Consider the following 24,208-nt stretch of genomic DNA (forward strand, 5'->3'; position numbering starts at 1 on the left):
GGTCCGCTCGGGCGGACCGGGGCGAACACGGGCGTTCAGGTGGTGGTGAGGAGGGTGCGGCCGAGCCAGTCGGTGGTGTCGTGGGCGCCGGGGAGGACGTAGAAGTAGCCGCCGCCGGTGGGGCGGAGGTGGCGGGCGAGGGGTTCGGCGTTGAGGCGGGTCTGGACGGCTTCGAACTGGCGGGCCACGTCCTGCTGGTAGCAGCAGAAGGCGAGGCCGAGGTCGGGTTCGCCGTCGGGGTCGAGGCCGCGGTCGTAGTTGAAGGCGCGGCGCAGGATGCGGCTGTCGCGGGTGCCGTCGGTGCGGGGGTTGGCGAGGCGGATGTGGGAGTCGAGGGGGATGACGGCGCCGTCGGGGTCGTTGCGGTAGTCGGGGGTGTCGGTCTCGCCGGCGGCGCCGAGCGGGGCGCCGTCGTTCTTGCGCCGGCCGATCAGGCGTTCCTGCTGCTGGAGCGGCACCTCGTCCCAGCCGGCGACGAGGGTGCGGATGGCGCGGATGACCTGGTAGCTGCCGCCGGCGGCCCAGCGCGGTTCGTCGCCGCCCTCACCAACCCAGACGAGGGCGTCCAGTTCGCGGGCGTTCGCGGTGTCGGGGTTCTCGATGCCGTCCTTGAAGCCGAGCAGGTTGCGGGCGGCGCCGGTGGGGCGGGAGCGGTTCTGGAAGCCATCGAGCTGCCAGCGCGGGCGGATCAGGCCGTGGGTGCTGCGCAGCAGGTCGCGGATGGTGTGCTGGACGGTGTCGCGGTTCTCGGCGCAGATCTGGAGCGAGAGGTCGCCGTGGCATTCGGCGGGGCGCAGCGCGTCGACGGGGAAGGGGCGCATGGCGGTGAGCCGGCGGGGGCGGTGGCGGGTGAGGCCGTAGCGGGTGTCGAAGAGGGAGGCGCCGACGGCGACGGTGACGGTGAGGTCGTCGGTGGGCAGGTCGGGGCCGAGGGTGCCGCTGTCGGAGGGGGCGGTGGCGGGGCCGAGGTCGGGCGGGGTGCCGCCGGTGGTGAGGAAGCGGATGCGGTCGGTGAGGGTGCGCAGGAGGGTTTCGAGGGCCTTGCGGTCGCGGGCCTTGACGTCGAGGGCGAGGAAGGTGCCGTAGCCGGGGGGCGGGTTGGTGATGCCGGCCTGGTGGCGGCCGTGGAAGTCGATGCGCCGGGTGGCGGGGCGGGGCTCGGCCTGGGCTGGGTGGGCGCCGGTGAGGGTGAGGGCTCCGGCGGTGGTGGCGCCGAGGGCGGTGCGCAGGAGGCCGCGGCGGGTGGCGCGGGGGTGTTCGGAGCCGGTGGAGTGCGGGCTGTCGATCATGGACGGGACGCTAACAAGCGGTCGGGCCCGGTGCTCGGGTGAGCGCCGCGCCCGACCGCCGGTCACCATCCGTCCGGCCTACTCCCCTCACCCGGGCGAGGGTCACCCGGGTGAGGGCCGCTGAGCGAACGTCACCAGGAGACCGCCACCGGGCGAAGGTCACCGGGCGAACGTCACCGGGCGCGGGCGAGGGCGATCCGGCTGGGCAGCACGCTGGCGGCGACGGCCAGGGCGAGGCAGACGGCCGCGGCGGCGCCGAGCGGGAGCCAGGGCAGCTGCGGGTCGATGGCGGCCTGGCCGGCCAGGATGCGGTGGTTGAGCAGGGCGGTGGTGCCGTACTGGGTGAGGGCGGTGACGGCGAGGGCCAGGACGGCGGCGGTGGCGACGACCAGGACGGCTTCCAGGGCGACCATGTGCAGCACCTGGCGGCGCAGGGTGCCGGCCAGCCTCAGGACGGTGAAGTCGCGTCGGCGGTCGGCGGCGGACATCACCATGGTGTTGGCGATCGCGATGAGCGCGTACAGCAGGGCGGGGCCGAGGATGGTCGTGGTGGCGATCCACGCGTAGTGGGCGCCGGGGTCGGGGCCCAGGGCGCGGGCGTCGGTGAGTTCGCCGCCGAGCCGGTCGGCGGCCGGGGGTTCGGCGGAGAGGTGGACGGCGCCGGGGTGGGCGCCGGCCAGGTGGGCGGTGGTGGCGTCGCCGCTGAGCAGGATCTCGTCGAGGCCCAGCTGGGTGCGGTAGACGAGGGCGAGGCGCAGGGTGGTGACGGTGCCGTCGGCGAGGCGCAGGTGGACCTGGTCGCCGAGGGTCCAGCCGTGGCCGCGGGCCTGGTCGGTGGAGGCGGCGAGGGTGGCGCCGTGCAGGTCGGCGGCGGCGCCCTGGACGACGGGCAGGGTCCAGGCGGTGGCGAGGTCGCCGTCGACGACGGTGGCGGCGGAGGGGGCGGAGGCGGGTGAGTCCTCGCCGGGGTCGGCGAAGTCGGCGGGGGCGGCGCCGAGGCCGGTGACCACGGTGGGGGTGGTGGCGGTGGCGCGCAGGCCGGGCCGGTCGGCGGTGAGCCGGTGTGCGGCGTCGTCGGGCAGCGGGGTGGCGCCGGGGCGCAGCACGTACCGGGCGGCGGTGGTGGCCCGGTTCTGGGCGGTCATGGCGTCGGCGAAGGCGGCGGTGGAGCCGATGACGGTGCCGGTGAGGGCGATGGTGAGGAAGGCGGGGGTGGCGGTGGAGACGGTGCGGCGGACGGCGGTGAGCGCGTTCTGCCGGGCGAGCAGGGGTGCGGCGCCGACGGCGCGGGCCAGTGGCGCGCTGAGCGCCCGGACCAGGGGCGGGACGATCAGCGGGGCGAACAGGGCGAGGGCGGTGATCGTCAGCAGGTCGGCGCCGAGGACCCACTGGGAGGCGAGCTGCGGGTCGGCCGGCTGGTCGCCGGGGGCGGCGGGCATGGTCGGGGCGGCCAGGTAGTAGCCGACGGTGCCGGCCAGGGCGAGCAGTCCGGCGAGGGCACAGGCCCAGCGCACGGGCGTCATGACCGTGCGGTCGACGGCGGCGTCGCCGAGTGCCTCGACGGCCCGGACCCGGCCGGCGCGCAGGGCGGCGGCGACGGCGCCGAGCAGGGCGACGAGCAGGCCGACGGCGGCGGCGGTGAGCAGCGGGGCGGGGGCCGGGTGCGCCGCGAAGCCGTCCGGGGCGGCGCCGCGGGCGACCAGCCAGGCGGCGAGGGCGGGCGCGCCGGGCAGGGCGAGCAGGCAGCCGGTGACGGCGGCGGCGAGGGCGACGACGGCGGCCTCGCCGGTGATCAGCCCGACGACCTGGCGGGGGGTGGCGCCGACGGCGCGCAGCATCGCGATCTCCTGGCGGCGCTGGGCGACGGCGAAGGCGAAGGTGCCGGCGACGACGAAGACGGCGACGAAGGCGGCCATCGCGGCGCTGAACAGGAGCACCTTGTGGAGGGAGGGCGCGCCGAGCGGGGAGTCGTCGCCGGCGGTGTTGTCGAGCAGGGTGCCGGTGGTGGCGACCAGGGTGACGCCGAGGGTCAGGGCGAGGTAGGAGCCGGCGAAGGCGGCCTTGCGGCGGCGCAGTGCGGCGGCGGCGACGGGCAGCAGGGTGACGAGGGAACTCATGCCGCCGTCTCCAGGGCGGTCATCCGCTCGGCGATCTGCGGGGCGGTGGGGTGGTCGAGGTCGGCGACGAGGCGGCCGTCGGCGAGGAAGAGCACGCGGTCGGCGTAGGAGGCGGCGACCGGGTCGTGGGTGACCATGACGGTGCTCTGGCCGTCGCGGTCGACGAGTTCGCGCAGCAGGGCGAGGACGTCGCGGCTGCTGGCGCTGTCGAGGGCGCCGGTGGGTTCGTCGGCGAAGAGCACCTGCGGGCGGGTGATCAGGGCGCGGGCGATGGCGACGCGCTGCTGCTGGCCGCCGGAGAGCTGGGAGGGCAGGTGTCCGGTGCGTTCGCCGAGGCCGACCTGGGCGAGGGCGCGGTGGACGTCGGCGCGGTCGGGGCGGCGCCCGGCCAGGCGCAGCGGCAGGCCGACGTTCTGTTCGGCGGTCAGCGAGCCGACCAGGTTGAAGGCTTGGAAGACGAAGCCGAGCTTCTCGCGCCGCAGGACGGTCAGCCGGCTCTCGGTGAGTGCGGCGAGGTCGGCCCCGTCGAGGACGACCCGGCCGCCGTCGGGCCGGTCGAGCCCGGCGGCGCACTGGAGCAGGGTGCTCTTGCCGGAGCCGGAGGGGCCCATGACGGCGGTGAAGGTGCCGCGGGCGAAGTCGACGTCCACTCCCCTGAGCGCGTGGACGGCCTCCGGCCCGGTCCCGTAGGTGCGGTGCAGTTGTTCGAGGCGCAGTACGGCCCCGTCATCCCCCATGATCATCACGGGGGCTATGACTACCACGGCCGCCCCTGCTCCGACCAGCCCCAACCGCCGGGGCGGGCCCGGTTCAGGCGGCGGGCCCGGTTCAGGCGGCGGGCTCGCGGACCAGGTAGACGTCGATCGGGTCCTCGTGGTCGAGGACGAAGCCGTGGCGCTCGTAGAGGCGGCGGGCGGGGCTGCCCTGGAGGACGTCGAGGCGCACGGGCTCGCCGGCGGCGTCGGCCTGGGCGAGGAGGTGGCGCAGGACGGCGCTGCCGAGGCCGCGGCCCTGGTGGGCGGGGGCGAGGTAGAAGTGCTCGATCCAGCGGCCGCCCTGCTCGGCGGGGCGGACGGTGACGGAGCCGGCGAAGGCGCCGTCGACGAGGATGACGGAGCTGTGGCGGCTGGAGAAGCCCGCCCGCAGGCGCCGGCGGACCCGGTCGTCGTCGTAGCGGCCGAGGCGTTCGAGGTCGGCGCGCAGCACGACGGCCTTGAGTTCGGCGACGGGTTCGACGTCGGCGGCGGTGGCGGGGCGCAGGGTCCAGGCGGGGAGGCTGTTCACGGCCCGCAGTGTGGCAGCGGCCGCACCGGCCTGGCCAGCGGGTTTCGGGGGCCGGACGCCGGGGCGGGGCGTGCCGAGGGGGCCGGCGGGAAGGCGGGAAGGCCTCAGCGGGTGCCGAGGTCCAGGGCGGGGAAGGTGTAGTCGTCCCAGAGGGCGCGTTCGTCGTCGTGCGGGGCGTACTGGACGCCGGGGTTCAGGTCCCAGATCCGGGTGGCCCGCGCGTCGGCGGTGTAGGACGGCCAGCCCGGGTCGCCCTGGCGGGCGAAGGAGGCCCAGGCGTCGGCCATCCGCGCGGACAGCCGGGTGAGTTCGGGCCGCTGTGCGGCGACGGTCTGCGCGCCGCGCGGGATCGCGCCGAGGTCCAGTCCGCCGAAGACGAAGGGCAGATCCAGGGTGTGCATGGCGCCCAGGTTCTGGGCGGCGGGCAGGCCGGGGACGTAGGGCACGTGCCAGTCGAACTGGTAGACGTAGGTGGGCCGCCAGCGGGACTGGGCCTCGGCCAGGCGCAGGGTGGGGATCCGCTCGGTCTGGTCGGTGAGCATCGCGTTCACCACCCGGCCCTCGGTGGCCCCGGGGCGGTCGGCGGCGTACCGGTCGTACAGCTGCTGTTTGCGGTCGGCGAGCACCGGGGGCAGGTTGCGGTAGGCGCTCAGCGGGAGGTCCGGCAGCGTGGGGTCGAACAGCGCCCAGTAGTCGGTCTCGTTCTCGGTGGTGCCGGTCATCACGTCGACGTCGCGGGCGCTGCCGGCGGCGATCCGTTCGACGACCGGGCCGGGCACCAGCGCCCCGTCGATGGAGGGGCCGAAGAAGACCGCGGAGGACAGTCCGGAGAGCCCGTGCTGGACCTGTTCCTGGAGTTCGAGGACCTGTGGGGTGCTCAGCCGGTCGAGGTCCGCGACGGTGTGGATGCCGCCGGTGGCGAAGACCTTTCCGGCGGTGGCCCGCGCGGCGGCCGCGGTGTGCACCAGGTAGCCGGGCCCGCTCTCGACGATGGCGCGCTGGAAGAGCTGCTCGGGGTGGTCACCGGCCAGCAGGGCGCTGATCGAGATCGCGCCGGCCGACTGGCCGAAGACGGTGACGTTGCCCGGGTCGCCGCCGAAGGCGCCGATGTGCCGGCGCACCCAGGCCAGCGCGGCGCTCTCGTCGCGCAGCCCGTTGTTGCCCGAGCCGGCGTAGGACGGGTCGAGCGCGCCGAGTTCCGTCCAGCCCAGGATGCCGAGCCGGTAGTCCAGGTTCACCACGACGGCGTCGCCGCGCTCGGCCAGCAGGCCGCCGTCGAAGACGGGCTGGCCGGCGGCGCCGAGTTCGTCCGCGCCGCCGTGCAGGAAGACCATGACGGGTTTGCGGGCGCCGCCGCCGTGCGCCGACCACACGTTGAGGTACAGGCAGTCCTCGGTGCCGCCGCCGCCCGCGCTCAGGTCCTGCGGGCAGCCGGGGCGGGCCCGGGTGGCGCGCAGCGTTGCGGGCCAGGGTGCGGCCGGCTGCGGCGGGCGGAACCGGCGCTCGCCGGTGGGCGGCGCCGCGTACGGGACGCCCAGGTAGGCGCACCGGCCGTCCTGGGACACCCCTTGCAGGCGGCCGACGGAGGTCGCCGTACGGCAGCCGCCCGTCTCCCGGGCCTCGGCGGGGACGGCCGGCAGCAGGCCCAGCAGGGCCGCCGCCACACCGGCCAGTGCGAGCGGCCAGCGCGGGGGGACGGTTCGGCGGGCCTTTCCCGGCCGTCTTGCGCGCAGCCCCGCCCCGGGCCCTTCGCGCAGCCTTCCGCGCGCGGCCCCCCATGCTGCTCCGCGCACTGTCCCGCGCTTCGTCCCGTACACCACGGCGCACTCCCCTCGGCATCGTCGCGCCGCTCGTGCGGCCGCGACCCCGCCTCCAGCTTGCGCGGCCCGGCCCGGGGGTGTCGCCGCCGCACGGATGGAGTTCCGGGCCTCCACCCAGGGGTGGAGAGGGGCAATTGACGATCCGTCAGGAACGGGGGGTGCGGGTTCAGGACACCGGCCGGGAGTCGCCCCAGGCGCCCTCGAACTCCTCGCGGTAGACCTCCAGCAGGCCCTGCTCGCTGCCGCCGGGCTGCTGGCCGGCGCCGCCGCGCAGCACCAGGGCCGGGGACTCCATGCCCCGGGCGCGGCGCAGGTAGGGCTGGATGACGCCGAGGTCGCGGCTCTGGCGGCGGCCGCCGACCTGGCCGGTCGGGCGGGGGCCCTCGACGAGGTAGGCGGTGAAGCGCGGGGTCTCGTCGAAGACCCGGATCTCGAAGCCGCCCTGGTCGCGCAGCCGGGCCCGCACCCGGCGCACATGCATGATGTTCATCTCGATGGAGCGCGACAACTCACCGCGCCCGAGGCCGAGTTCGCGTTCGCGGCGGCGGACGGCGCTGCTCGCCGGGTTGAGGAAGAGCAGGCGGACCCGGCAGCCGTCGCCGGCCAGGCGCACCAGCCGCTTGCCGGTGTAGTTCTGGCAGAGCATGCCGAGGCCGATGCCGAGCGCGTCCAGGCGCCGGGCGCCGTCCAGCAGGTCCTCGACGGGCAGGTCGCGCTGGAGGCGGACGCGGTCGGCGTGCACGGCGACGACGTCCGCGTACCGGCCGGCCACCAGCGACTCGACGACGTCGGCGGGCACGCCGCCGGCGCCGCCGTCCAGGACGGCGAGCAGGCGGGCGGCGGCGCGTTCGGTCTGGGCGAGGACGGTCTGGGTGAGCACCCGGTTGCGGGAGACCACGTGCCGGGCCACCTCCAGTTCGTCCAGGGCGAGTTCGATCTCGCGCCGGTCGGACAGGTAGGGCTCGAAGCAGGGCCAGTGCTGGACCATCAGCTCGCGCAGCTGGGGCAGGGTGAGGAAGACCAGCGGGTCGTCGTCGGCCGGGTCGAGCAGGTAGCCCTTGCGGCGGCTGACCTCGCGGACGGCTCCGGCCCGGTGCGCCCACTCCTCGCCGGCGGGGCCGGCGGCGGCGGTGACCCAGTCCTCGCCGTGGGCGGGGGCGTAGATGGGGTGCAGCACCTCGTCGACGAGGGAGCGCAGCCGCTGCTCGACGAGGTTGAGCCAGACGTAGGCGCGGCCGGACATGCGGACCCGCTGGTAGGCGTCCTCCCATTCGGCGGCGGACCAGGCGAGGGCGGGGATCTCGACCGGGCCGCCCTGGGCGGGCACCAGGGGGCGGCCGGACAGGGTGGGGCGCATGACGACCGTGGGCGCCTCGCTGCGGGCGCCGCCCCGGTCGGGGCCGTCGGGCCCCGGGCCGCGGCCGCCGGCGGGGAACACCATGCGCCACCTCACCTGGTCTGCTGTTCTACGCTCCGCCCCTGCGCGGCTGATGGAGCGCCACCGGCCCGGGGGCGGCCGGACGATCAAGGGTACTGCCCGCCGCGAGCGGTGCGCAGCCGGATGGCCCCCGGGGCCCGGCACCACCACCAGGCCCACCCTTCACAGACCCGCGCCCATCGCAAGCCCCGCCCATCGCCGGCCCCGCCCGCCGCGAGCCAGGCCCCGCTTATCACAGGAATGCCGGCTGGACACCCGTTCGGGCGAACCGGCCGCACATGTCCCGGCCGCCGGGGGAAGGCTCGGGGAGTATGCGCACTGTGCCGTGCGTCACGGCGCGCGAGCGCCGCACATGCCCGGCCGCCCGGCCGGGAAGAGAGCGTCCGGGTCCGGGCGCGCTATCGGACTACACGTCAGTTTCCCTTGAGTGCAAGGAAGTTGAGGACTCATGCAGGTCTGGCCCGGTAAGCCCTACCCCCTCGGCGCCACCTACGACGGGGCCGGCACCAACTTCGCGGTGTTCTCCGAGAGTGCCGACCGGATCGAGCTGTGCCTGATCGACGAGGACGGCTCGGAGACGGCCGTCGAACTGCGCGAGACGGACGCCTTCGTCCGGCACGCCTACCTCCCCGGCGTCCAGCCCGGCCAGCGCTACGGCTTCCGCGTCCACGGCCCGTACAACCCCGGCCTCGGCCAGCGCCACAACAGCGCCAAACTGCTGCTGGACCCGTACGCCAAGGCGATGAGCGGGCACATCGACTGGGACGAGGCCGTCTACGGCTACCACTTCGGCGCGCCCGAGCGCCGCAACGACCTCGACTCCGCCCCGCACACCATGCACTCGGTCGTGATCAACCCGTACTTCGACTGGGGCACCGACCACCCGCCGCGCACCGACTACCACCGCACCGTCATCTACGAGGCGCACGTCAAGGGCCTCACCCGACTGCACCCGGGCATCCCCGAGGAGATCCGCGGCACCTACGCGGGCCTGGCCCACCCGGCAGTGATCGAGCACCTGGCCAAGCTCGGCGTCACCGCGATCGAGCTGATGCCGGTGCACCAGTTCGTCCGCGACCACCGGCTGCGCGACCTGGGCCTGTCCAACTACTGGGGCTACAACACCATCGGCTTCTTCGCCCCGCACTCCTCCTACGCCTCCAGCGGCGATCGGGGCCAGCAGGTGCAGGAGTTCAAGTCGATGGTCAAGGCGCTGCACGCGGCCGGGATCGAGGTGATCCTGGACGTCGTCTACAACCACACCGCCGAGGGCAACCACCTCGGGCCGACGCTGTCCCTGCGCGGGCTGGACAACGTCTCCTACTACCGCCTCGCCCGGGACCAGCGCTTCTACGAGGACACCACCGGCACCGGCAACAGCCTGCTGATGCGCAGCCCGCACGTGCTCCAGCTGATCATGGACTCGCTGCGCTACTGGGTCACCGAGATGCACGTCGACGGCTTCCGCTTCGACCTCGCCGCCACCCTGGCCCGGCAGTTCCACGAGGTCGACCGGCTCTCCTCCTTCTTCGACCTCGTCCAGCAGGACCCGGTGGTCTCCCAGGCCAAGCTGATCGCCGAACCCTGGGACCTCGGCGAGGGCGGCTACCAGGTCGGCAACTTCCCGCCGCTGTGGACCGAGTGGAACGGCATGTACCGGGACACCGTGCGCGACCTGTGGCGCGGCGAGACCGCCGCCCTCGCCGAGTTCGGCTCCCGGCTCACCGGCTCCTCCGACCTCTACCAGGACGACGGCCGCCGCCCCATCGCCTCCATCAACTTCGTGACCTGCCACGACGGTTTCACCCTGCGCGACCTCGTCTCCTACAACGACAAGCACAACGAGGCCAACGGCGAGGACAACCGCGACGGCGAGTCCTTCAACCGCTCCTGGAACTGCGGCGTCGAGGGCCCCGGCGCCGACCCGGCCGTCGAGGAGCTCAGAGCCCGCCAGCAGCGCAACCTCATCGCCACCCTGATGCTCTCCCAGGGCGTGCCGATGCTCTCCCACGGCGACGAACTCGGCCGCACCCAGCAGGGCAACAACAACGCCTACTGCCAGGACAACGAACTCACCTGGGTGCACTGGCCGGACGGCGACGGGCCCGAGGCGCGGCTGCTGGAGTTCACCCAGGGGATGATCTGGCTGCGCCGCGACCACCCGGTGTTCCGGCGGCGGCGCTTCTTCCACGGGCGGCCGGTCCCCGGGCGCCCCGGGCCGGGGACGCTCGCCGCCGGCGGCCGCCCCTCCGGCGGTCACGCCTCCGGCCGTCACCCCTCCGGCGGCCACCTCTCGGGCGGTCACCTCTCGGGCGGCTACGACTCCGGCGGCTACGACGACCTCACCGACATCGCCTGGTTCACCCCCGGCGGGGAGGAGATGACCAAGCGCAACTGGGGCGCCAGCTACGCCAAGTCGCTGACCGTCTTCCTCAACGGCTACGCCATCTCCGAGCCGGACCGGCGCGGCGGGCGGATCGTCGACGACTCCTTCCTGCTGATGTTCAACGCGCACTTCGAGCCGCTGGAGTTCACCCTGCCCGCCGACCACGGGCAGGAATGGCAGGTCGTGGTCGACACCGCACAGGCCCGGCTGCCCGCCCCGGGCGCGGGCGCGCGGGTCAAGGCCGGGGACGCGCTGTGGCTCACCGACCGCTCGCTGATGGTGCTCCAGCGGCCGGCCTGACACCCCGCGCTCACCTGTTCGGACCAGCAGCGGGTCTTGGCGGCGGGCTCCCCCGGGTACTCATGGACCTATGACCTCCGCCGCCGAGCCCGCACCGCCCCGCCCGGCCGCCGCCTCCCCCTCATCCGCCACCGCTACCGCCACGGCCCCCACGGCCAGCTACCGCCTCCAGCTGCAACCCGGCTTCACCCTCCACGACGCCGCCGCCGCCGTTCCCTACCTCGCCGCCCTCGGCGTCTCCCACCTGCACCTGTCCCCGCTGCTGGAGGCCGCCCCCGGCTCCACCCACGGCTACGACACCGTCGACCACGGCCGGGTCAGCGAGCAGCTCGGCGGCGAGGCCGCCCTGCGCGCGCTGGCCGCCGCCGCCCACCGGCACGGCCTGCGGCTGCTCGTCGACGTGGTGCCCAACCACATGGCGGTGCCCGTCCCCGAGCGGCTCAACCAGCCGCTGTGGCAGGTGCTGCGCGAGGGCCCCGACTCGCCGTACGCGCGCTGGTTCGACATCGACTGGGCGGCCCAGCCGGGCCCCGTCGACGCCCCCGCGCGCGGCCGGGTGCTGCTGCCGCTGCTCGGCGACCGACTTGGCGCCGTGCTGGACCAGCTGGTGGTGGACGGCGAGGTGCTGCGCTACCACGACCACGAGCTGCCGCTGCGGCCCGGCACCTCGGGGCTGCCGCTCGACGAGCTGCTCGCCCGCCAGTGGTACCGGCTCGCCTGGTGGCGGCTGGCCCGCACCGAACTGAACTACCGGCGCTTCTTCACCGTCAACGAGCTGATCGCCGTCCGGGTCGAGGAGCCCGAGGTGTTCGCCGCCACCCACGCCACCCTGCTGCGGCTGCACGCCGACGGCGTCGTCGACGGCTTCCGGATCGACCACCCCGACGGGCTCGCCGACCCGCGCGGCTACCTGCGCCGCCTCGCCGGCGCCACCGGCGGGGCGTACACCGTCGTCGAGAAGATCCTCACCGGCGACGAGCGGCTGCCCGCGGACTGGCCGGTCGCCGGGACGACCGGCTACGACGCGCTGCGCCGCATCGACGGCGTGCTCACCGACCACGCGGGCGCCTGCCGGCTGGCCGGGGCGTACGCGGCGTTCCTGACCGGCTCCGCGCCGGACGGCCAACCCTGCGCCGACCCCCACCCGGCGGTCGCCGCCGCCCGGCGCGGGCGGGCCGACATGACCGCGCCGCACGGCGAGCTGGCCGCCGAGGTCGACCGGCTGGTGCGGATCGCGCTGCGGATCGGCGCCGCCGAGCCCGCGCACTCCGACCACGCGCCCTGGCAGCTGCGCGCGGCGCTGCGGCGGCTGTTCACCGGCTACCCGGCGTACCGGCCGTACGCCCGGCCCGGGGAGCCGGTGCCGCCGGCCTCCGCCGAGCAGCTGCGCGCGGCGCTGGGCGGCTCGGCCGACCCGACGGACCGGCTGGTCGCCGCCCTGGCCCTCGGGGAGCTGGGGAGCGGGCCGCAGAAGGACGAGTTCTGCGAGCGCTTCGCGCAGACCGCCGCCGCCGTCGCCGCCAAGGGCGTCGAGGACACCGCCTTCTACCGGTGGAACGCGCTGCCCGGCCTCAACGAGGTCGGCGGCGAGCCCGGCCGGCCGGGGCTGCCCCCGGCCCGGTTCCACGACTGGTGCCGCTACCTGGAGCGCGCCTGGCCGCACAGCATGACCGTGCTGTCCACCCACGACACCAAGCGCAGCGCCGACGCCCGCGCCCGGCTCGCCGTCCTCGCCGAGCAGCCCGAGGCCTGGGCCGCCGAGGCCGCCGCCTGGTCCACCGCCGCCGGGCCCGGCCCCCGCGGCGATCACGACCGCGAAGGCCGCCACGACGGCGAAAGCGGCCCCGACCCCGGTACCCGCGACGGCGACTGGCTGCTCTGGCACACCCTCGTCGCCGCCTGGCCGATCGACCCCGACCGGCTCGTCGCCGCCCTCCTCAAGGCCGCCCGCGAGGCCAAGCTGCACACCTCCTGGACCACCCCCGACGCCCGCTTCGAGCAGGCGCTCACCGCGCGCGCCCGCGCCGTCCACACCAACCCCGGACTGCTGCCCCGGATCGAGGGCCTGGTGCACGCCCTCGCCCCGTACGCCCGCGCCAACACCCTCGCCGCCGCGCTGCTGCACCTCACCGTCCCGGGCGTGCCCGACCTCTACCAGGGCAGCGAGGAGCCGCTGTACACCCTCGTCGACCCGGACAACCGGGGCGTGGTGGACCTCGGCGCGCTCGCCGTCCGGCTCACCGACGCGGCCGCCCCGCGCCCCGGCGACCTCGCCCGCGAGAAGCTGCACCTCACCAGGGCGGCGCTGCACCTGCGGCGCGACCGCCCGCTCGGGCCCTACCGGCCGCTGAGCGCCGCCGGCCCCGCCGCCGACCACCTGCTGGCCTTCGCCCGCGGCGCCGACGTGGTCACCGCCGTCACCCGGCTCCCGTACGGGCTGGAGCGCGCCGGCGGCTGGCGCGGCACCGTCCTGGAGCTGCCCGAGGGCGGGCCCTGGACGGACCAGCTGACGCTGCGGGCCCACCCGGCGGGCCCGGTGCCCGTCGCGCGGCTGCTGGCGGACCGGCCGGTGGCGCTGCTGACGAGGAGGAGCTGAGCGTGCGGATCTACGAGGTGTGGGCGCCCCTGGCCACCGACCGGGTCGAGGTCGAGGTCGACGGCTCCGCCCATCCGCTGGCCCGGTGCCCGCAGCGCCCGGGCTGGTGGACCGGCGGCGCCCCGGCCGGCGACTACGCCTTCCGCCTCGACGGCGGGCCGCCACTGCCCGACCCGCGCTCCCCCTGGCAGCCGCACGGGCCCGACGGCCCCAGCCGCCCGGTCGACCACGCCGCGTTCCGCTGGTCGCAGACCGGCTGGCGCGGCCGCGCGCTGCCCGGCGCCGTGCTGTACGAGCTGCACATCGGCACCTTCACCCCCCGCGGCACCTTCGACGCCGCCGCCGAACACCTCGACCACCTCGTCGAGTTGGGCGTCGACTTCGTCGAACTGATGCCGGTCTGCCCGTTCCCCGGCCGGCACGGCTGGGGCTACGACGGGGTCTCGCCGTGGGCCGTGCACGAGCCGTACGGCGGGCCCGAAGGGCTGAAGCGCTTCGTCGACGCCGCCCACCGCAAGGGCCTCGGCGTGGTGCTGGACGTCGTCCACAACCACCTCGGCCCCTCCGGCAACCACCTTCCCGCGTACGGCCCGTACTTCACCGACCGGCACCACACGCCGTGGGGGGCGGCGGTCAACCTGGACGCCCCCGGCTCCGATGAGGTGCGCCGCTACCTGATCGGCAGCGCGCTCGGCTGGCTGCGCGACTACCGGATCGACGGCCTGCGGCTGGACGCCGTGCACGCCCTCGCGGACGACCGGGCCGTCCACTTCCTGGAGGAACTGTCCCACCAGGTCGATAAGTTGGCCGTCGCGACCAACCGCCCGCTGTTCCTGATCGCCGAATCCGACCTCAACACCCCGCACACCACCGCCCCGCGCGCGGCCGGCGGCCAGGGCCTCACCGCGCAGTGGAGCGACGACTTCCACCACGCCCTGCACTGCGCGCTCACCGGCGAATCCCAGGGCTACTACGGCGACTTCGCGCGCCACCCGCTCGCCGCCCTCGCCAAGACGCTCACCCGCGGCTTCTTCCACGACGGCACCTGGTCCGGCTTCCGCGGCCGCGGCCACGGCCGCCCCTTCCCGCCGGACGGCGGACACCGGCTGCTCGGCTACCTCCAGACCCACGACCAGATCGGCAACCGGGCCCTCGGGGACCGCATCTCCACCTGCCTCACCACCGGCCGGCTCGCCTGCGGCGCCGCGCTGGTGCTCACCTCGCCGTTCACCCCGATGCTGTTCATGGGCGAGGAGTGGGGCGCGGCCACCCCCTGGCAGTACTTCACCGACCACACCGACCCGCAGCTCGCCGAGGCCGTCCGGCAGGGCAGGCGCCGGGAGTTCACCGACCACGGCTGGGCCGCCGAGTCCGTCCCCGACCCGCAGGAGCCCGCCACCATCCTGCGCTCCGTCCTCGACTGGACCGAACCCCGGCGCGCCCCGCACGCCGAACTCCTCACCTGGCACCGGACGTTGATCCGGCTGCGCCGCGACCGGCCGGAGCTGTCCGACCCCGGCCTCGGCGCGGTACGGGTGGCCTACGACGAGGCGGCGCGCTGGCTGGTGGTGCACCGGGGACCGTACCGGATCGCCGTCAACCTCGGCCCCACCGAAGCCGCCCTGCCACTGGACGGGACCGGGCGCGAACTGGTCGCGGCCTTCGGGACGGCGGCACTGGACGGGACGGCGGTACGGCTGGGGGCGGACGCGGTGGCCATCGTCGCGGTGGCGGTCGACGCGGTGGCGGTCGGCGCGGTCTGACCCGCCACGCGCGTCACCAGAGGAAGGTGCCGATCCGCTCCCGCAGCGAGGCCGCGTCCAAGCCGTAGGCGCTCAGGTGCTCCGCGATCGAGCCGTAGTGCCGGTGCTCCTCGCGCGGCACGCCCAGGCCCAGCACCCGGTGCGGGCGGTCGGCCAGGGCGGCGTGCGCCTCGTTCGCCGAGGTGCCCGCCAGGTACGGCTCCACCAGCACCACGTCCGCCCGCTCCCCCACCGCCGCCCGCAGCCCGGCCGCGTCGAAGGGGCGCACCGTCGCCGCGTACAGCACGGTGGCGTCCAGGCCCTCGGTGGCCGCGAGCACCGCGTCCAGCATCGGCCCGACCGCGAGGACCACGCCGCGCGAGCCCTGCCGCACAGTGGTGAACCGGCCCGCCTCGACCGGCAGGGCCTGCGCGTTCTGGTGCGCCGAGAGGCGGACGTAGACGTTGCGGTCGCCGTCCGCGACGGCGTGGCGCAGCAACTGCTCGGCCTCGTCCGGGTGGCCCGGCACGTGGACCGTCCAGTCCGGCAGGGTGTCCAGCAGGGCGACGTCGCCCGGGGACATGTGGGTGCGGCCGCCGGCCGGCCAGTCGTAGGAGCCGGCCGCGCTCACCAGGACGGCGCCGACGCCCTGGTGGACGAGGTCCAACTTGACCTGCTCAAAAGGCCGTTCGATCAGGAAGCTGGCGAAGGTGTGGGCGATCGGACGCATCCCGGTCAGCGCCAGGCCGCCGGCCGCGCCGATCAGCAGCTGCTCGCGGATGCCGACGTTGACCACCCGGTCCGGGTGGCGCTGCTGGGCCGGGGCGAAGGCGGCCGCGGTGATGTCGGCGAGCACCACGGCCAGCCGGGGGTCCTCGTCCAGCAGGCGGCTGGTGACGTCGATGAAGCGGTCGCGCATGGTGTCCATCGGTGAAGTGCCTTTCGGTGCGTGCTGGTTGGCGCGTGCGTGGGGGTTCGCGGGCCCAGGAGGCCTCGGGCTCAGGAGTCCTTGGGCTCGACCCGGGCGACCACCACGTGCGGGCGGCCCGGGTGCTCGGCGGTGTAGGCGCGGTACAGCGCCTCGTGGTCGCGGCCGTCCACCGTCGCGGTGGACCAGCCCTCGGCCGCGAACCGGGCCGCGATGCCGCCGTGCCAGCCGTGCGTGGCCGAGGAGTTGTCGATCACCACCACGTGCAGCCGCTCCAGCCCGTACGCACCGGCGAAGGCCACCGCCTCGTGGTTGGAGCCCTCGTCGAACTCGGCGTCGCCGACCAGCACCCACACCGCCGGGTCGGTCAGGCCCTGCGCCCGAAGCCCGAGCGCCGTGCCGACGCCCAGCGGCAGGCCGTGCCCGAGCGAGCCGGAGGCGATCTCCACCCCGGGGACGAGCATCCGGTCCGGGTGGTGGCCGAGCGGAGAGTCGTAGCCGCCGAAGCTCGGCAGCACCCCGGGGTCGATGAAGCCCTTGGCCGCGAGCACCGCGTAGTACGCCATCGGGCCGTGGCCCTTGGAGAGCAGGAAGCGGTCCCGGTCCTGCGCCTCGGCCCGCTCCGGGCTCACCCGCAGGACCCGGTCGTACAGCACCCAGAGCGCGTCCAGGGTGGAGGTGGCGGCCGGGCCGTGCTTCTCGTCGCCGGTCATCAGGCCCATCAGCGCCGACAGGTCCTCGAAGCGGGTGGTTTCCGCGAGGTCCGCGGTTGCGTTCGTCGTCATGACCACGATGGTGCAACTTAAAGTCGACTTGAGGTCAAGCGGCTAGAGTGGGTGCCCATGACCGCGACCCCGGACCACGGCCGAGCACCCGGCCCGCACCGCGACGACCTGCTCACCATCGGCCAACTCGGCCGCCGCAGCGGCCTCGCCGCCTCCGCCCTGCGCTACTACGAGAGCCTCGGCCTCATCCACGCCACCCGCACCGCCGGCGGCCAGCGCCGCTACCCCCGCGGCACGCTGCGCCGGATCGCCTTCGTCCGCGCCGCCCAGCGCGTCGGACTCTCCCTCGACGAGGCCCGCGTCGCCCTCGACCGGCTCCCCGAGCGCCCCGCCCCCAGCGGCGCCGAGTGGGACCGGGTCGCCGAATCCTGGCAGAGCCGCATCGACGAGCAGATCGCCGAGCTCCAGCGCCTCAAGGCCAAACTGACCGGCTGCATCGGCTGCGGCTGCCTCTCCCTCTCCCGCTGCTCCCTCTACAACGCCGCCGACCGCGCCGCCGACACCGGCCCCGGCGCCCGCTACCTCCTCACCCGCGACCCGGCCGGCGGCCCGGAACCCCTCTCCCCCGCCGCCACCGACGCCTGCGGGCCCCACTGAACCGCTCCGGCGCGGGGCGCTTCCCTCATCCCGACCCACCTCGGCGGGAGTTGAAGCCCTCCGCGCGGACGCTGGACGCCCTCGCGGAGGAGTGGTTCGGGATCGCCTAGGTCCGGTCGGAAAGCGGCCGGGGGTCGGTGCGCAGCAGGCTGTAGCGGACCACGTCACGCCACTGGCCATCCCGGAAGCCCATGCTGCGCTGGACGCCCTCACGGACGAAGCCGCACTTCTCCAGCGCGCGCTGCTCGGCGAGGTTGGTGTCCTCGGTGTCCGCCTCCAGCCGCATCACCACGGTGTGGGCGAACAGGTAGTCCACCAGCAGTTGTTGGGCCCGCGTGCCGATGCCCCGGCCGCGCGCCTCCGGGCGGATCATGATGCCGAGGTTCCAGTACGGCGCCAGGTCCGGCCGGCCGACCTGCCGCCAGGCGACGAACCCGGCGAACTCGCCCCCGGACAGCACCGCGAGCATCGACTGCTCGGGCGCCAGCAGGCCGTTCTCCGCCCAGAGACGCCGGGTCCGCCCGGGGTCGCGCCACCCGAACCACTGGAACGGGCCCGACGCCCTGGGGTCGTTCAGCAGTGCTTCGAGCGGGGCGAGGTCGGCTTCGCCGATCGGTCTGAGGGACACCGGTGCATCGTTCATGCAGGGCCCAACGGTCCGTGACCGGGCCCGGGTTCCCCACGGCGCGCGCCTTCAGGCGGTGATCGACCGGGCGAGCCGGAAGCCGACGTCGTCGATCCGCAGGGTGGGGTGGCTGCGGCGGCGGACGGAGGCGCGGCAGCTCCAGTGCTCGTCGAACCAGCCGCCGCCGCGCAGCACGCGGTAGCCGCCGTACACCTCGGCGTCGTACACGTCCCAGCACCACTCCCACACGTTGCCGAGCAGGTCGTACAGGCCGAAGCCGTTGGGGCGCAGGCCGCCCACCGGGTGCGGGCGCTCGTCCGAGTTGCCGCGGTGCCACGCGATCTCGTCGAGCGGCCCGTAGCGGGGGCCGTCCGTTCCGGCGCGGCAGGCGTGCTCCCACTCGGCCTCGGTGGGCAGCCGGTAGCCGTCGGCGGCGCGGTCCCAGGTGGCGGACTCGCCGTCGAGCCGGTAGGCCGGCGCCAGCCCGTCCCGCCGGGACAGTTCGTTGCAGTAGCGGACGGCGTCGTACCAGGAGACGCTGTCGGCGGGGAGCCGGTCGCCGGCCCCGGCGCCGTACTGCTCGCGGGTGACCGGACAGGCCGCCAGCTCGTAGGGGGCGAGCTCGACGGTCCAGCTCCGCTGCGTACGGCGGTCCGACAGCGTGACGCGGCCGGGCGGGACGGCGATCAGGTCGGTTCGGGTGCTCGCATCCATGGGCCGCGATCCTAGCCCGTGGGATGATCAATGTCCTTTCCGCTCTTCACACCTGACGATCAGGAGTGGCACCGCCATGAGTTCCGTCCCGCCGGACCCTTCGACTCTCCACCCGGTGGCCGGGCAGCCGCGCGTGGTGCTCCTCAAGCCGTTGGTGACGTCCCCGCTGATCGACGTCGGCGACTACTCCTACTACGACGACCCGGACGACGCGACCGCGTTCGAGACGCGCAACGTGCTCTACCACTACGGCCCGGAGCGGCTGGTCATCGGGAAGTTCTGCGCGCTGGGTACGGGGGTCCGGTTCATCATGAACGGGGCGAACCACCGCATGGACGGCCCCTCGACCTTCCCGTTCCCCATCATGGGCGGAAGCTGGGCCGAGCACTTCGACCTGGTCACCGGCCTCGCCGGCCGCGGGGACACGGTGGTCGGCAACGACGTCTGGATCGGCTACGGCACCATGGTGATGCCCGGCGTGCGCATCGGCCACGGCGCGATCATCGCCTCCGGCGCCGTCGTCGTCGACGACGTCCCCGACTACGGGATCGTCGGCGGCAACCCGGCCAAGCTCATCCGCACCCGCTACGCCGAGGCGGACATCGCCCGCCTGCTCGCCCTCGCCTGGTGGAACTGGCCGACCGACCACCTCACCCGCCACCTGCGCACCGTCATGTCCGGCACCGTCGACGACCTCGAAGCGGCCGCGCCGGGACGGTGACGCCCTGGCGCTCGCCGCCGGGCCCCCTGGCGCCCGCCACGCGCCGGCCCGAGGATGGTGTCCGTCCGTACGAAGGCCGGCGAAAGGCGACGACGATGGCGGGTACGAAGGTCAGCACGGTCGTGGAGGCTCCGGCCGAACAGGTGTGGGAGCTGCTGGGGGACTTCCACAACCTCGGCGGCTGGCACCCGGGCCTGCCGGCCAGCAGCCTCGGCAACGAGCTGACGGGCAACGCGATCGGGTCGGTCCGGGTGTTCGAGATCGACGGCGCTGCGCTGCGCGAGACGCTGCTCGCCTACGACGAGGACGCCCGCAGCTACACCTACAGCTTCCCCGAAGGGGCGTTCGAGCTGTACGGCTACCGGGCTACGCTGCGGGTCACCCCGGTCACCGCGCTCGACGCCAGCTTCGTGGAGTGGGGCGCCACGTACGACGTCGAGGCCGAGCACCGCAAGGACTCCGCCGACCGCCTCCACGGGGTGTTCACGGCCGGCCTGGCGGCGCTGCGCGAGCGGTTCGCCGGCTGACGGCGGCGGGCCGTCCGGGAGTTCAGCGCCCCATCACCGCGTAGAGCGCGACCAGCGACCAGCCCAGCAGCGACAGCACCCCCACGGTCCACCCGAGGACGGCCGCCGTCTGGCCGTACTCGGGGCCGCGGGCGCGCTGGAACGCGGCCACCAGCGCGGGGATCGCGGCGACCGGCAGGAACAGGAAGGCCGCCAGCATGAGCCACGCGCCGAACCCGATCACGAACCAGATGCCCACGAACAGCAGCGGCACCGAGGCGACCGCCACCACCGCGCCCGCCGCCGCACAGGCGATCCGGAACGGGCCGCGCTCCCGGTAGCACACCGGCACGGCGGCGGCCGCAGCGCTGACCAGCGCGATCACGTGCAGGAACGAGAACGAGCCGCCCAGGCCGAACGCCACCACCACGAGCGCCAGCGGGAGCAGGCACACCGCGGCCGCCAGCCCCGCCAGCACCCTCGCACTCCCCGGCACCACGGCCACGGCTCCCCCTTGCGCCCACTTATTTGAACGCGTTCAAAGCTAGCACGCAGCACGCCGGGAGGAGCGGCAGGGCCGGCCCGTCGCGCGACGGCTCACCATTCGCCTCCGGGGGGCGTCCAGCCGAGACGCAGGTGGTGGAGGGAGTCGGGGAGAACGACAGGGAGGTCGAGCGGGCCCGCACTGGCGAGGTAGCCGGCGACGAAGCGGTCCGCGGACGGGCCTGTGAGGTAGCGCTCGAACCACAGCCACTGGGGACGGCTCATGGGCTGGAACTGGAGGGAACGCCAGAGGGCGTCGAGCGCCTTGGGGAGGAGGGCGTAGATCGTCGGCGGCATCAGACCGCCGGTGATCTCGGCGGTGACCAGGCGGTCCTCGTTCACGCCACACGCTCCACGGGGGCGGAGGAGGCGGCAGCGGAACCGATCTCCGACCACACGATCTTGCCGATGGGCACGCGCGGGCAGCAACCCCAGCGCTCGGACAGGAGCTTGACGAGGAGAAGGCCCCGCCCGGACTCGTCATCGGCGGACGCAGGGCGAAGGAGCGGCGCGCGGTCACGGCGCGCGTCGTGCACCTCGATGCGCAGTCGCGAGGGGATGAGGGAGAGGGAGAGCCACAGCCGGTTGCCGATCGGAGTGCCATGCACGACGGCATTGGTGACGAGCTCGGAGACCACCAACAGACCGGAGTCCGCGAAGAGTTCACCGGCGGGGGTCGAGTCGAGGAGCCGCAAGAGCGCCTGCCGGGCCTTCGCCGGCGACCGCCGACTGCGCAGCAGCCAGCAGCTGGACACGAACTCGGGGGGATTGTCAGGCGATTCGAACATGGCGAAGCCACCTTCGGGAGCGAGTGGAGAAGATCCAAGGCCGAGCTGCCGACTCTGCGAGCGCCCGGCGCAATGCATCGGAAAGCAAGCCCGCAGACCGCACAGGACGTTCACGGTCGGCTAGCTTTCCATCACTCACAGCATGGATCACATCACATCCGCGGCGCAAGGTGAGCTTGACAAATATGAAAACTTTCAGATCTCAGGGCAAGGTCCGGCCCCTAGACTCACGCGGGTGGTGGCGAACCATCACACAGGGCATGCACACTGGATGCCGAGAGGTCTGAAGGGGTTACGTCTATGGCAGTTGCAGTGCCAGCAGTGCGCTACCGCCGCATTGCAGCCGAGCTCAGAAGGCTCCGCGAGCTCAAGAACCTGTCGGCAGAGGAAGTGGCCGCCCAAGTCGACGGCGTCAACCTCGTGAAGCTGTCCCGCTACGAGAACGCCCGGGTCCAACTCAAGCCGGATGTCGTTCAGAAGCTCCTCGACTTCTACGAGTGCGATCCGGAGCTCAAGGAAGTCCTCGTCGAGATCCTTCGTGACCGGCATCGGCCCGGCTGGGTAGCCGGCCTCGAACAGCTGAACCCGCTCTACCACGACCTGATCCGCTTGGAAGAGACGGCTATCGGCAACAAGTCGTATGAGTCGGCCTACATCCCCGGACTGCTGCAGACGCGCCGCTATGCACACGCCATCATCTCCAGCGGCGTCTTCAAGACACCCAGTGTTGAGGCTCGTGTCGATGTGCGAATCAACCGTCAGTCAGTGCTCACTCGCGCGGAGAATCCGCTGAAACTCTGGGCTGTCATCCACGAGTCCGCCCTGACCATGAAGGCGGCAGAGGGCGTGATGGCCGATCAGCTCGACAAGTTGATCCAGTGGAGTGGCCTCCCGAACATCAGCATCCAGGTCATGCCGGCATTCGCCCCACCTCACCCCGGCATGAACGGACCGTTCACCCTCCTGGAGTTTCGGCAACGAGATCTCGACCTCGCACTGCTCAGCGACATGCTCGCCAGCAACTGGGTGGAGAAGCCGGAGCACGTAGATGTCTACCGAACAGCCTTCGGCGAGATCATGGCGACAGCCCTTGGCCTCGACGAATCCCTCAACGTCATCCGAGAGAAGAGAGACCAGCTCAAGTGACCCACTACCCCGTCGCATCTGCACTGCCGGTGAACTGGTCGAAGGCTACCGCCAGCAACCCAAACGAGAACTGCGTCGAAGTAGCCGACGGCTTCACCGGCGTCGTCCCGGTCCGCGACAGCAAGGACCCGCACGGCCCGGCCCTCAGCTTCAGCCCCGAGGCCTGGCAGTCCTTCATCGCCGCCGTCCAGGCGGGCGAGCTCCCGGCAGCTCGCTAGCCTCAACTGTCCTGGGCGGCCCCATGCCGAGCACGGGGCCGCCCCCGGATTGACGTCCACACCCGGTCCACGACACCGTTCCAAGTGCATCGACTCGCGCTCCCAGCCTTCTTCCAGCGGCCTGCCAGCCTCTCATCGACTTCTCATCCGGCACCCCTAGCCTCCGCCAGATGAACGTCTCCCTGCTCGGCGGCTGGTTCCCCTGGGCCGTCCAGGCCGTGGCCCTCGCCCTGTTCCTGGCCGCGCTCGGCTGGCGGGACCGGGTCTGGCGGCTGAAGTGGGGCCCGGTCGCCCTCGGGACGGCGCTGCTGCTCACCGCCCTCGCCGCCGTCGGCGTGCTCACGCTCGCCGGGATCACCGATCCGATCCCGTTCGGGGTGTGGCTGTGGGGCGGGGTCGCGGTCGCGGCGGTCAGCGCGCTCGGGTTCGGCTGGCGCGGCGCCCGCTGGTGGCGCCGGGCGCTCGCGCCGCCGGCCGCGCTGCTCGCCCTGTTCTGCGCCGCCAACAGCGTGAACATCGCCACCGGCTACTACCCGACCCTCGACGACGCGATCGGTGAACTGAGCGGGCAGCCGCTGCCGGAGCAGATCACGCTCGCCGAACTCGGCTCCCTGCACGGGAAGACGAAGACCGGCCGCATCGTCCAGGTGGACATCCCGAGCACGGCCAGCGGCTTCACCCACCGCCAGGAGCTCGTCTACCTGCCGCCCGCGTGGTTCCGCAGCCAGAACCGGCCGAAGCTGCCGGCGCTGGAGCTGATCGGCGGCGAGTTCGCCGCGCCCGACAACTGGATCCGCTCCGGCAACGCCGTGAGGACCGCGGACGACTTCGCCGCCAAGCACAACGGTTTCGCGCCGATCCTCGTCTTCGTCGACGCGACCGGCGGCTTCCGGGTCGACACCGAGTGCGTCGACGGCCCGCACGGCAACTCCGAGAGCCACCTGCTCAAGGACGTCCCGCCGTTCGTCCAGAAGACCTTCAACGCCGCCACCGACCCGCACAAGTGGGGTGTGGCCGGCTGGTCCATGGGCGGCACCTGCGCCGTCGACCTCACCGTCGAACACCCCAACGTCTTCACCCACTTCGGCGACTTCTCCGGCGACAAGGGCCCCTCCACCGGCGACAAGGACCACACCGTCCAGGAGCTGTACGGCGGCGACGCGGCCGCCTGGGCCGCCCACGACCCGCTGACCGTCCTCGCCCACCACCCCAAGTACCAGGGCGTCTCCGGCTACTTCGGGCAGGGCGACGAGGAGCACGGCCAGATCGAGTCCGCCAGGGCCCTCAACGACGCCGCCCGGAAGGACGGCATCCGCACCACCACCGCCGTCGGCTCCGGCAAGCACACCTGGCAGACCGGCGCCGCCACCTTCGCCCAGGCCCTCCCCTGGCTCGCCCAGCAGCTCGGCGTCCCCGGCACCCACGCCTGATCCGCCACCGGTCCGGGGGCGCACCGTGCCGGGCCGGGCCAGGCGGGCCGCCCGGCGGGAGGGCGGCGGATCCGGTCGGGGGAAAGCCTTGGCATCAGTCGTCCGCCGCGACCGGCCGCGGGCCCGCACGGGCGGGGGGGGCGGGGGGGGGGGCGGGCGGCCCACCCCCCCCCCCCCCGGGGGGTCCCGGGCCACGGGCCGGGTCGGCGGCGGGGCGAGGGCGCGGGGGCCGGCC

At 74.1% G+C, this 24,208-nt stretch carries 22 protein-coding genes; 9 read left to right on the top strand and 13 right to left on the bottom strand.

Annotation, left to right across the window (positions count from 1 at the left end):
- Positions 1-35 precede the first annotated feature (35 nt).
- The 6 genes from efeB to ACFV6I_RS12260 all read right to left on the bottom strand — a co-directional run bounded on the left by efeB (position 36) and on the right by ACFV6I_RS12260 (position 7,951).
- Entirely contained in the window at positions 36-1,289 is a 1,254-nt protein-coding gene (gene efeB / locus ACFV6I_RS12235) for an iron uptake transporter deferrochelatase/peroxidase subunit (RefSeq protein ID WP_380424889.1), read from the bottom strand.
- 173 nt (positions 1,290-1,462) lie between these two features.
- Entirely contained in the window at positions 1,463-3,406 is a 1,944-nt protein-coding gene (locus ACFV6I_RS12240) for an FtsX-like permease family protein (protein WP_380424892.1), read from the bottom strand.
- On the bottom strand, positions 3,403-4,143 hold the full coding sequence (locus ACFV6I_RS12245; RefSeq protein WP_063351026.1) for an ABC transporter ATP-binding protein: 741 nt from the start codon (positions 4,141-4,143) through the stop codon (positions 3,403-3,405). Before ACFV6I_RS12245 ends, ACFV6I_RS12240 begins: the two co-directional genes overlap by 4 nt.
- A 91-nt stretch (positions 4,144-4,234) precedes the next feature.
- On the bottom strand, positions 4,235-4,690 hold the full coding sequence (locus ACFV6I_RS12250; protein ID WP_380337872.1) for a GNAT family N-acetyltransferase: 456 nt from the start codon (positions 4,688-4,690) through the stop codon (positions 4,235-4,237).
- Between the two features lie 104 nt (positions 4,691-4,794).
- Positions 4,795-6,354: a carboxylesterase/lipase family protein gene (locus ACFV6I_RS12255; protein ID WP_380424894.1), complete on the bottom strand. Its 1,560-nt coding sequence runs from the start codon at positions 6,352-6,354 to the stop codon at positions 4,795-4,797.
- Between the two features lie 322 nt (positions 6,355-6,676).
- A complete protein-coding gene (locus tag ACFV6I_RS12260) occupies positions 6,677-7,951 on the bottom strand; it encodes an SAV2148 family HEPN domain-containing protein (RefSeq protein WP_380424896.1) in 1,275 nt (424 codons plus the stop codon).
- A gap of 445 nt (positions 7,952-8,396) precedes the next feature.
- On the opposite strand from ACFV6I_RS12260, the gene glgX reads away from it, so the two are divergent.
- The 3 genes from glgX (at position 8,397) to treZ (ending at position 14,993) form a co-directional block, all read left to right on the top strand.
- On the top strand, positions 8,397-10,634 hold the full coding sequence (gene glgX, locus ACFV6I_RS12265; RefSeq protein WP_380424899.1) for a glycogen debranching protein GlgX: 2,238 nt from the start codon (positions 8,397-8,399) through the stop codon (positions 10,632-10,634).
- A gap of 70 nt (positions 10,635-10,704) precedes the next feature.
- Positions 10,705-13,230 carry a malto-oligosyltrehalose synthase gene (treY, locus tag ACFV6I_RS12270; RefSeq protein WP_380337881.1) on the top strand — a complete coding sequence of 842 codons (2,526 nt, stop codon included), beginning with the start codon at positions 10,705-10,707 and terminating at the stop codon, positions 13,228-13,230.
- 8 nt (positions 13,231-13,238) lie between these two features.
- Positions 13,239-14,993 (top strand): malto-oligosyltrehalose trehalohydrolase, encoded by a 1,755-nt coding sequence (gene treZ, locus ACFV6I_RS12275; RefSeq protein WP_380424922.1) that lies wholly within the window; start codon positions 13,239-13,241, stop codon positions 14,991-14,993.
- Positions 14,994-15,006: 13 nt separating this feature from the next.
- On the opposite strand, the gene ACFV6I_RS12280 is transcribed toward treZ, so the two are convergent.
- Positions 15,007-15,900 carry a transketolase family protein gene (locus ACFV6I_RS12280; protein WP_063347113.1) on the bottom strand — a complete coding sequence of 298 codons (894 nt, stop codon included), beginning with the start codon at positions 15,898-15,900 and terminating at the stop codon, positions 15,007-15,009.
- 71 nt (positions 15,901-15,971) lie between these two features.
- On the bottom strand, positions 15,972-16,685 hold the full coding sequence (locus ACFV6I_RS12285; RefSeq protein WP_380424902.1) for a transketolase: 714 nt from the start codon (positions 16,683-16,685) through the stop codon (positions 15,972-15,974).
- Between the two features lie 57 nt (positions 16,686-16,742).
- Between ACFV6I_RS12285 and soxR the strand changes: the two genes are divergently transcribed.
- Positions 16,743-17,282: a redox-sensitive transcriptional activator SoxR gene (gene soxR, locus ACFV6I_RS12290; RefSeq protein WP_063347115.1), complete on the top strand. Its 540-nt coding sequence runs from the start codon at positions 16,743-16,745 to the stop codon at positions 17,280-17,282.
- Between the two features lie 106 nt (positions 17,283-17,388).
- On the opposite strand, the gene ACFV6I_RS12295 is transcribed toward soxR, so the two are convergent.
- Positions 17,389-17,910 (bottom strand): GNAT family N-acetyltransferase, encoded by a 522-nt coding sequence (locus tag ACFV6I_RS12295; protein ID WP_380337890.1) that lies wholly within the window; start codon positions 17,908-17,910, stop codon positions 17,389-17,391.
- A gap of 66 nt (positions 17,911-17,976) precedes the next feature.
- Positions 17,977-18,621: a formylglycine-generating enzyme family protein gene (locus ACFV6I_RS12300; protein WP_380337893.1), complete on the bottom strand. Its 645-nt coding sequence runs from the start codon at positions 18,619-18,621 to the stop codon at positions 17,977-17,979.
- A 76-nt stretch (positions 18,622-18,697) separates the two neighbouring features.
- Here ACFV6I_RS12300 and ACFV6I_RS12305 point away from each other — a divergent pair, with 76 nt between their 5' ends.
- Together ACFV6I_RS12305 and ACFV6I_RS12310 are read left to right on the top strand one after the other, a co-directional pair.
- Positions 18,698-19,342 carry a CatB-related O-acetyltransferase gene (locus ACFV6I_RS12305; protein ID WP_380424904.1) on the top strand — a complete coding sequence of 215 codons (645 nt, stop codon included), beginning with the start codon at positions 18,698-18,700 and terminating at the stop codon, positions 19,340-19,342.
- Positions 19,343-19,437: 95 nt separating this feature from the next.
- Positions 19,438-19,869, top strand: coding sequence for an SRPBCC family protein (locus tag ACFV6I_RS12310; RefSeq protein ID WP_380424906.1), 432 nt, complete (start codon positions 19,438-19,440; stop codon positions 19,867-19,869).
- A gap of 22 nt (positions 19,870-19,891) precedes the next feature.
- On the opposite strand, the gene ACFV6I_RS12315 is transcribed toward ACFV6I_RS12310, so the two are convergent.
- From ACFV6I_RS12315 to ACFV6I_RS12325, 3 genes are all read right to left on the bottom strand, one after another.
- Entirely contained in the window at positions 19,892-20,353 is a 462-nt protein-coding gene (locus tag ACFV6I_RS12315; RefSeq protein WP_380424909.1) for a hypothetical protein, read from the bottom strand.
- 92 nt (positions 20,354-20,445) lie between these two features.
- Positions 20,446-20,733, bottom strand: a complete 288-nt coding sequence (locus ACFV6I_RS12320) for a hypothetical protein (RefSeq protein ID WP_063347121.1) — start codon at positions 20,731-20,733, stop codon at positions 20,446-20,448.
- Positions 20,730-21,179: an ATP-binding protein gene (locus ACFV6I_RS12325; RefSeq protein ID WP_380337900.1), complete on the bottom strand. Its 450-nt coding sequence runs from the start codon at positions 21,177-21,179 to the stop codon at positions 20,730-20,732. Before ACFV6I_RS12325 ends, ACFV6I_RS12320 begins: the two co-directional genes overlap by 4 nt.
- 300 nt (positions 21,180-21,479) lie before the next feature.
- Here ACFV6I_RS12325 and ACFV6I_RS12330 point away from each other — a divergent pair, with 300 nt between their 5' ends.
- The 3 genes from ACFV6I_RS12330 (at position 21,480) to ACFV6I_RS12340 (ending at position 23,973) form a co-directional block, all read left to right on the top strand.
- Entirely contained in the window at positions 21,480-22,325 is an 846-nt protein-coding gene (locus tag ACFV6I_RS12330) for a helix-turn-helix domain-containing protein (RefSeq protein WP_380337902.1), read from the top strand.
- The gene (locus ACFV6I_RS12335) at positions 22,322-22,543 is read left to right on the top strand and encodes a DUF397 domain-containing protein (RefSeq protein WP_380424911.1); all 222 of its coding nucleotides are present in this window, start codon (positions 22,322-22,324) and stop codon (positions 22,541-22,543) included. The genes ACFV6I_RS12330 and ACFV6I_RS12335 overlap by 4 nt, the downstream gene beginning before the upstream one ends.
- Positions 22,544-22,713: 170 nt before the next feature.
- On the top strand, positions 22,714-23,973 hold the full coding sequence (locus ACFV6I_RS12340) for an alpha/beta hydrolase (RefSeq protein WP_380424913.1): 1,260 nt from the start codon (positions 22,714-22,716) through the stop codon (positions 23,971-23,973).
- The last annotated feature ends 235 nt before the right edge of the window (positions 23,974-24,208 follow it).

The organism is Kitasatospora sp. NPDC059803, from assembly GCF_042732255.1.
Taxonomy (GTDB): domain Bacteria; phylum Actinomycetota; class Actinomycetes; order Streptomycetales; family Streptomycetaceae; genus Kitasatospora.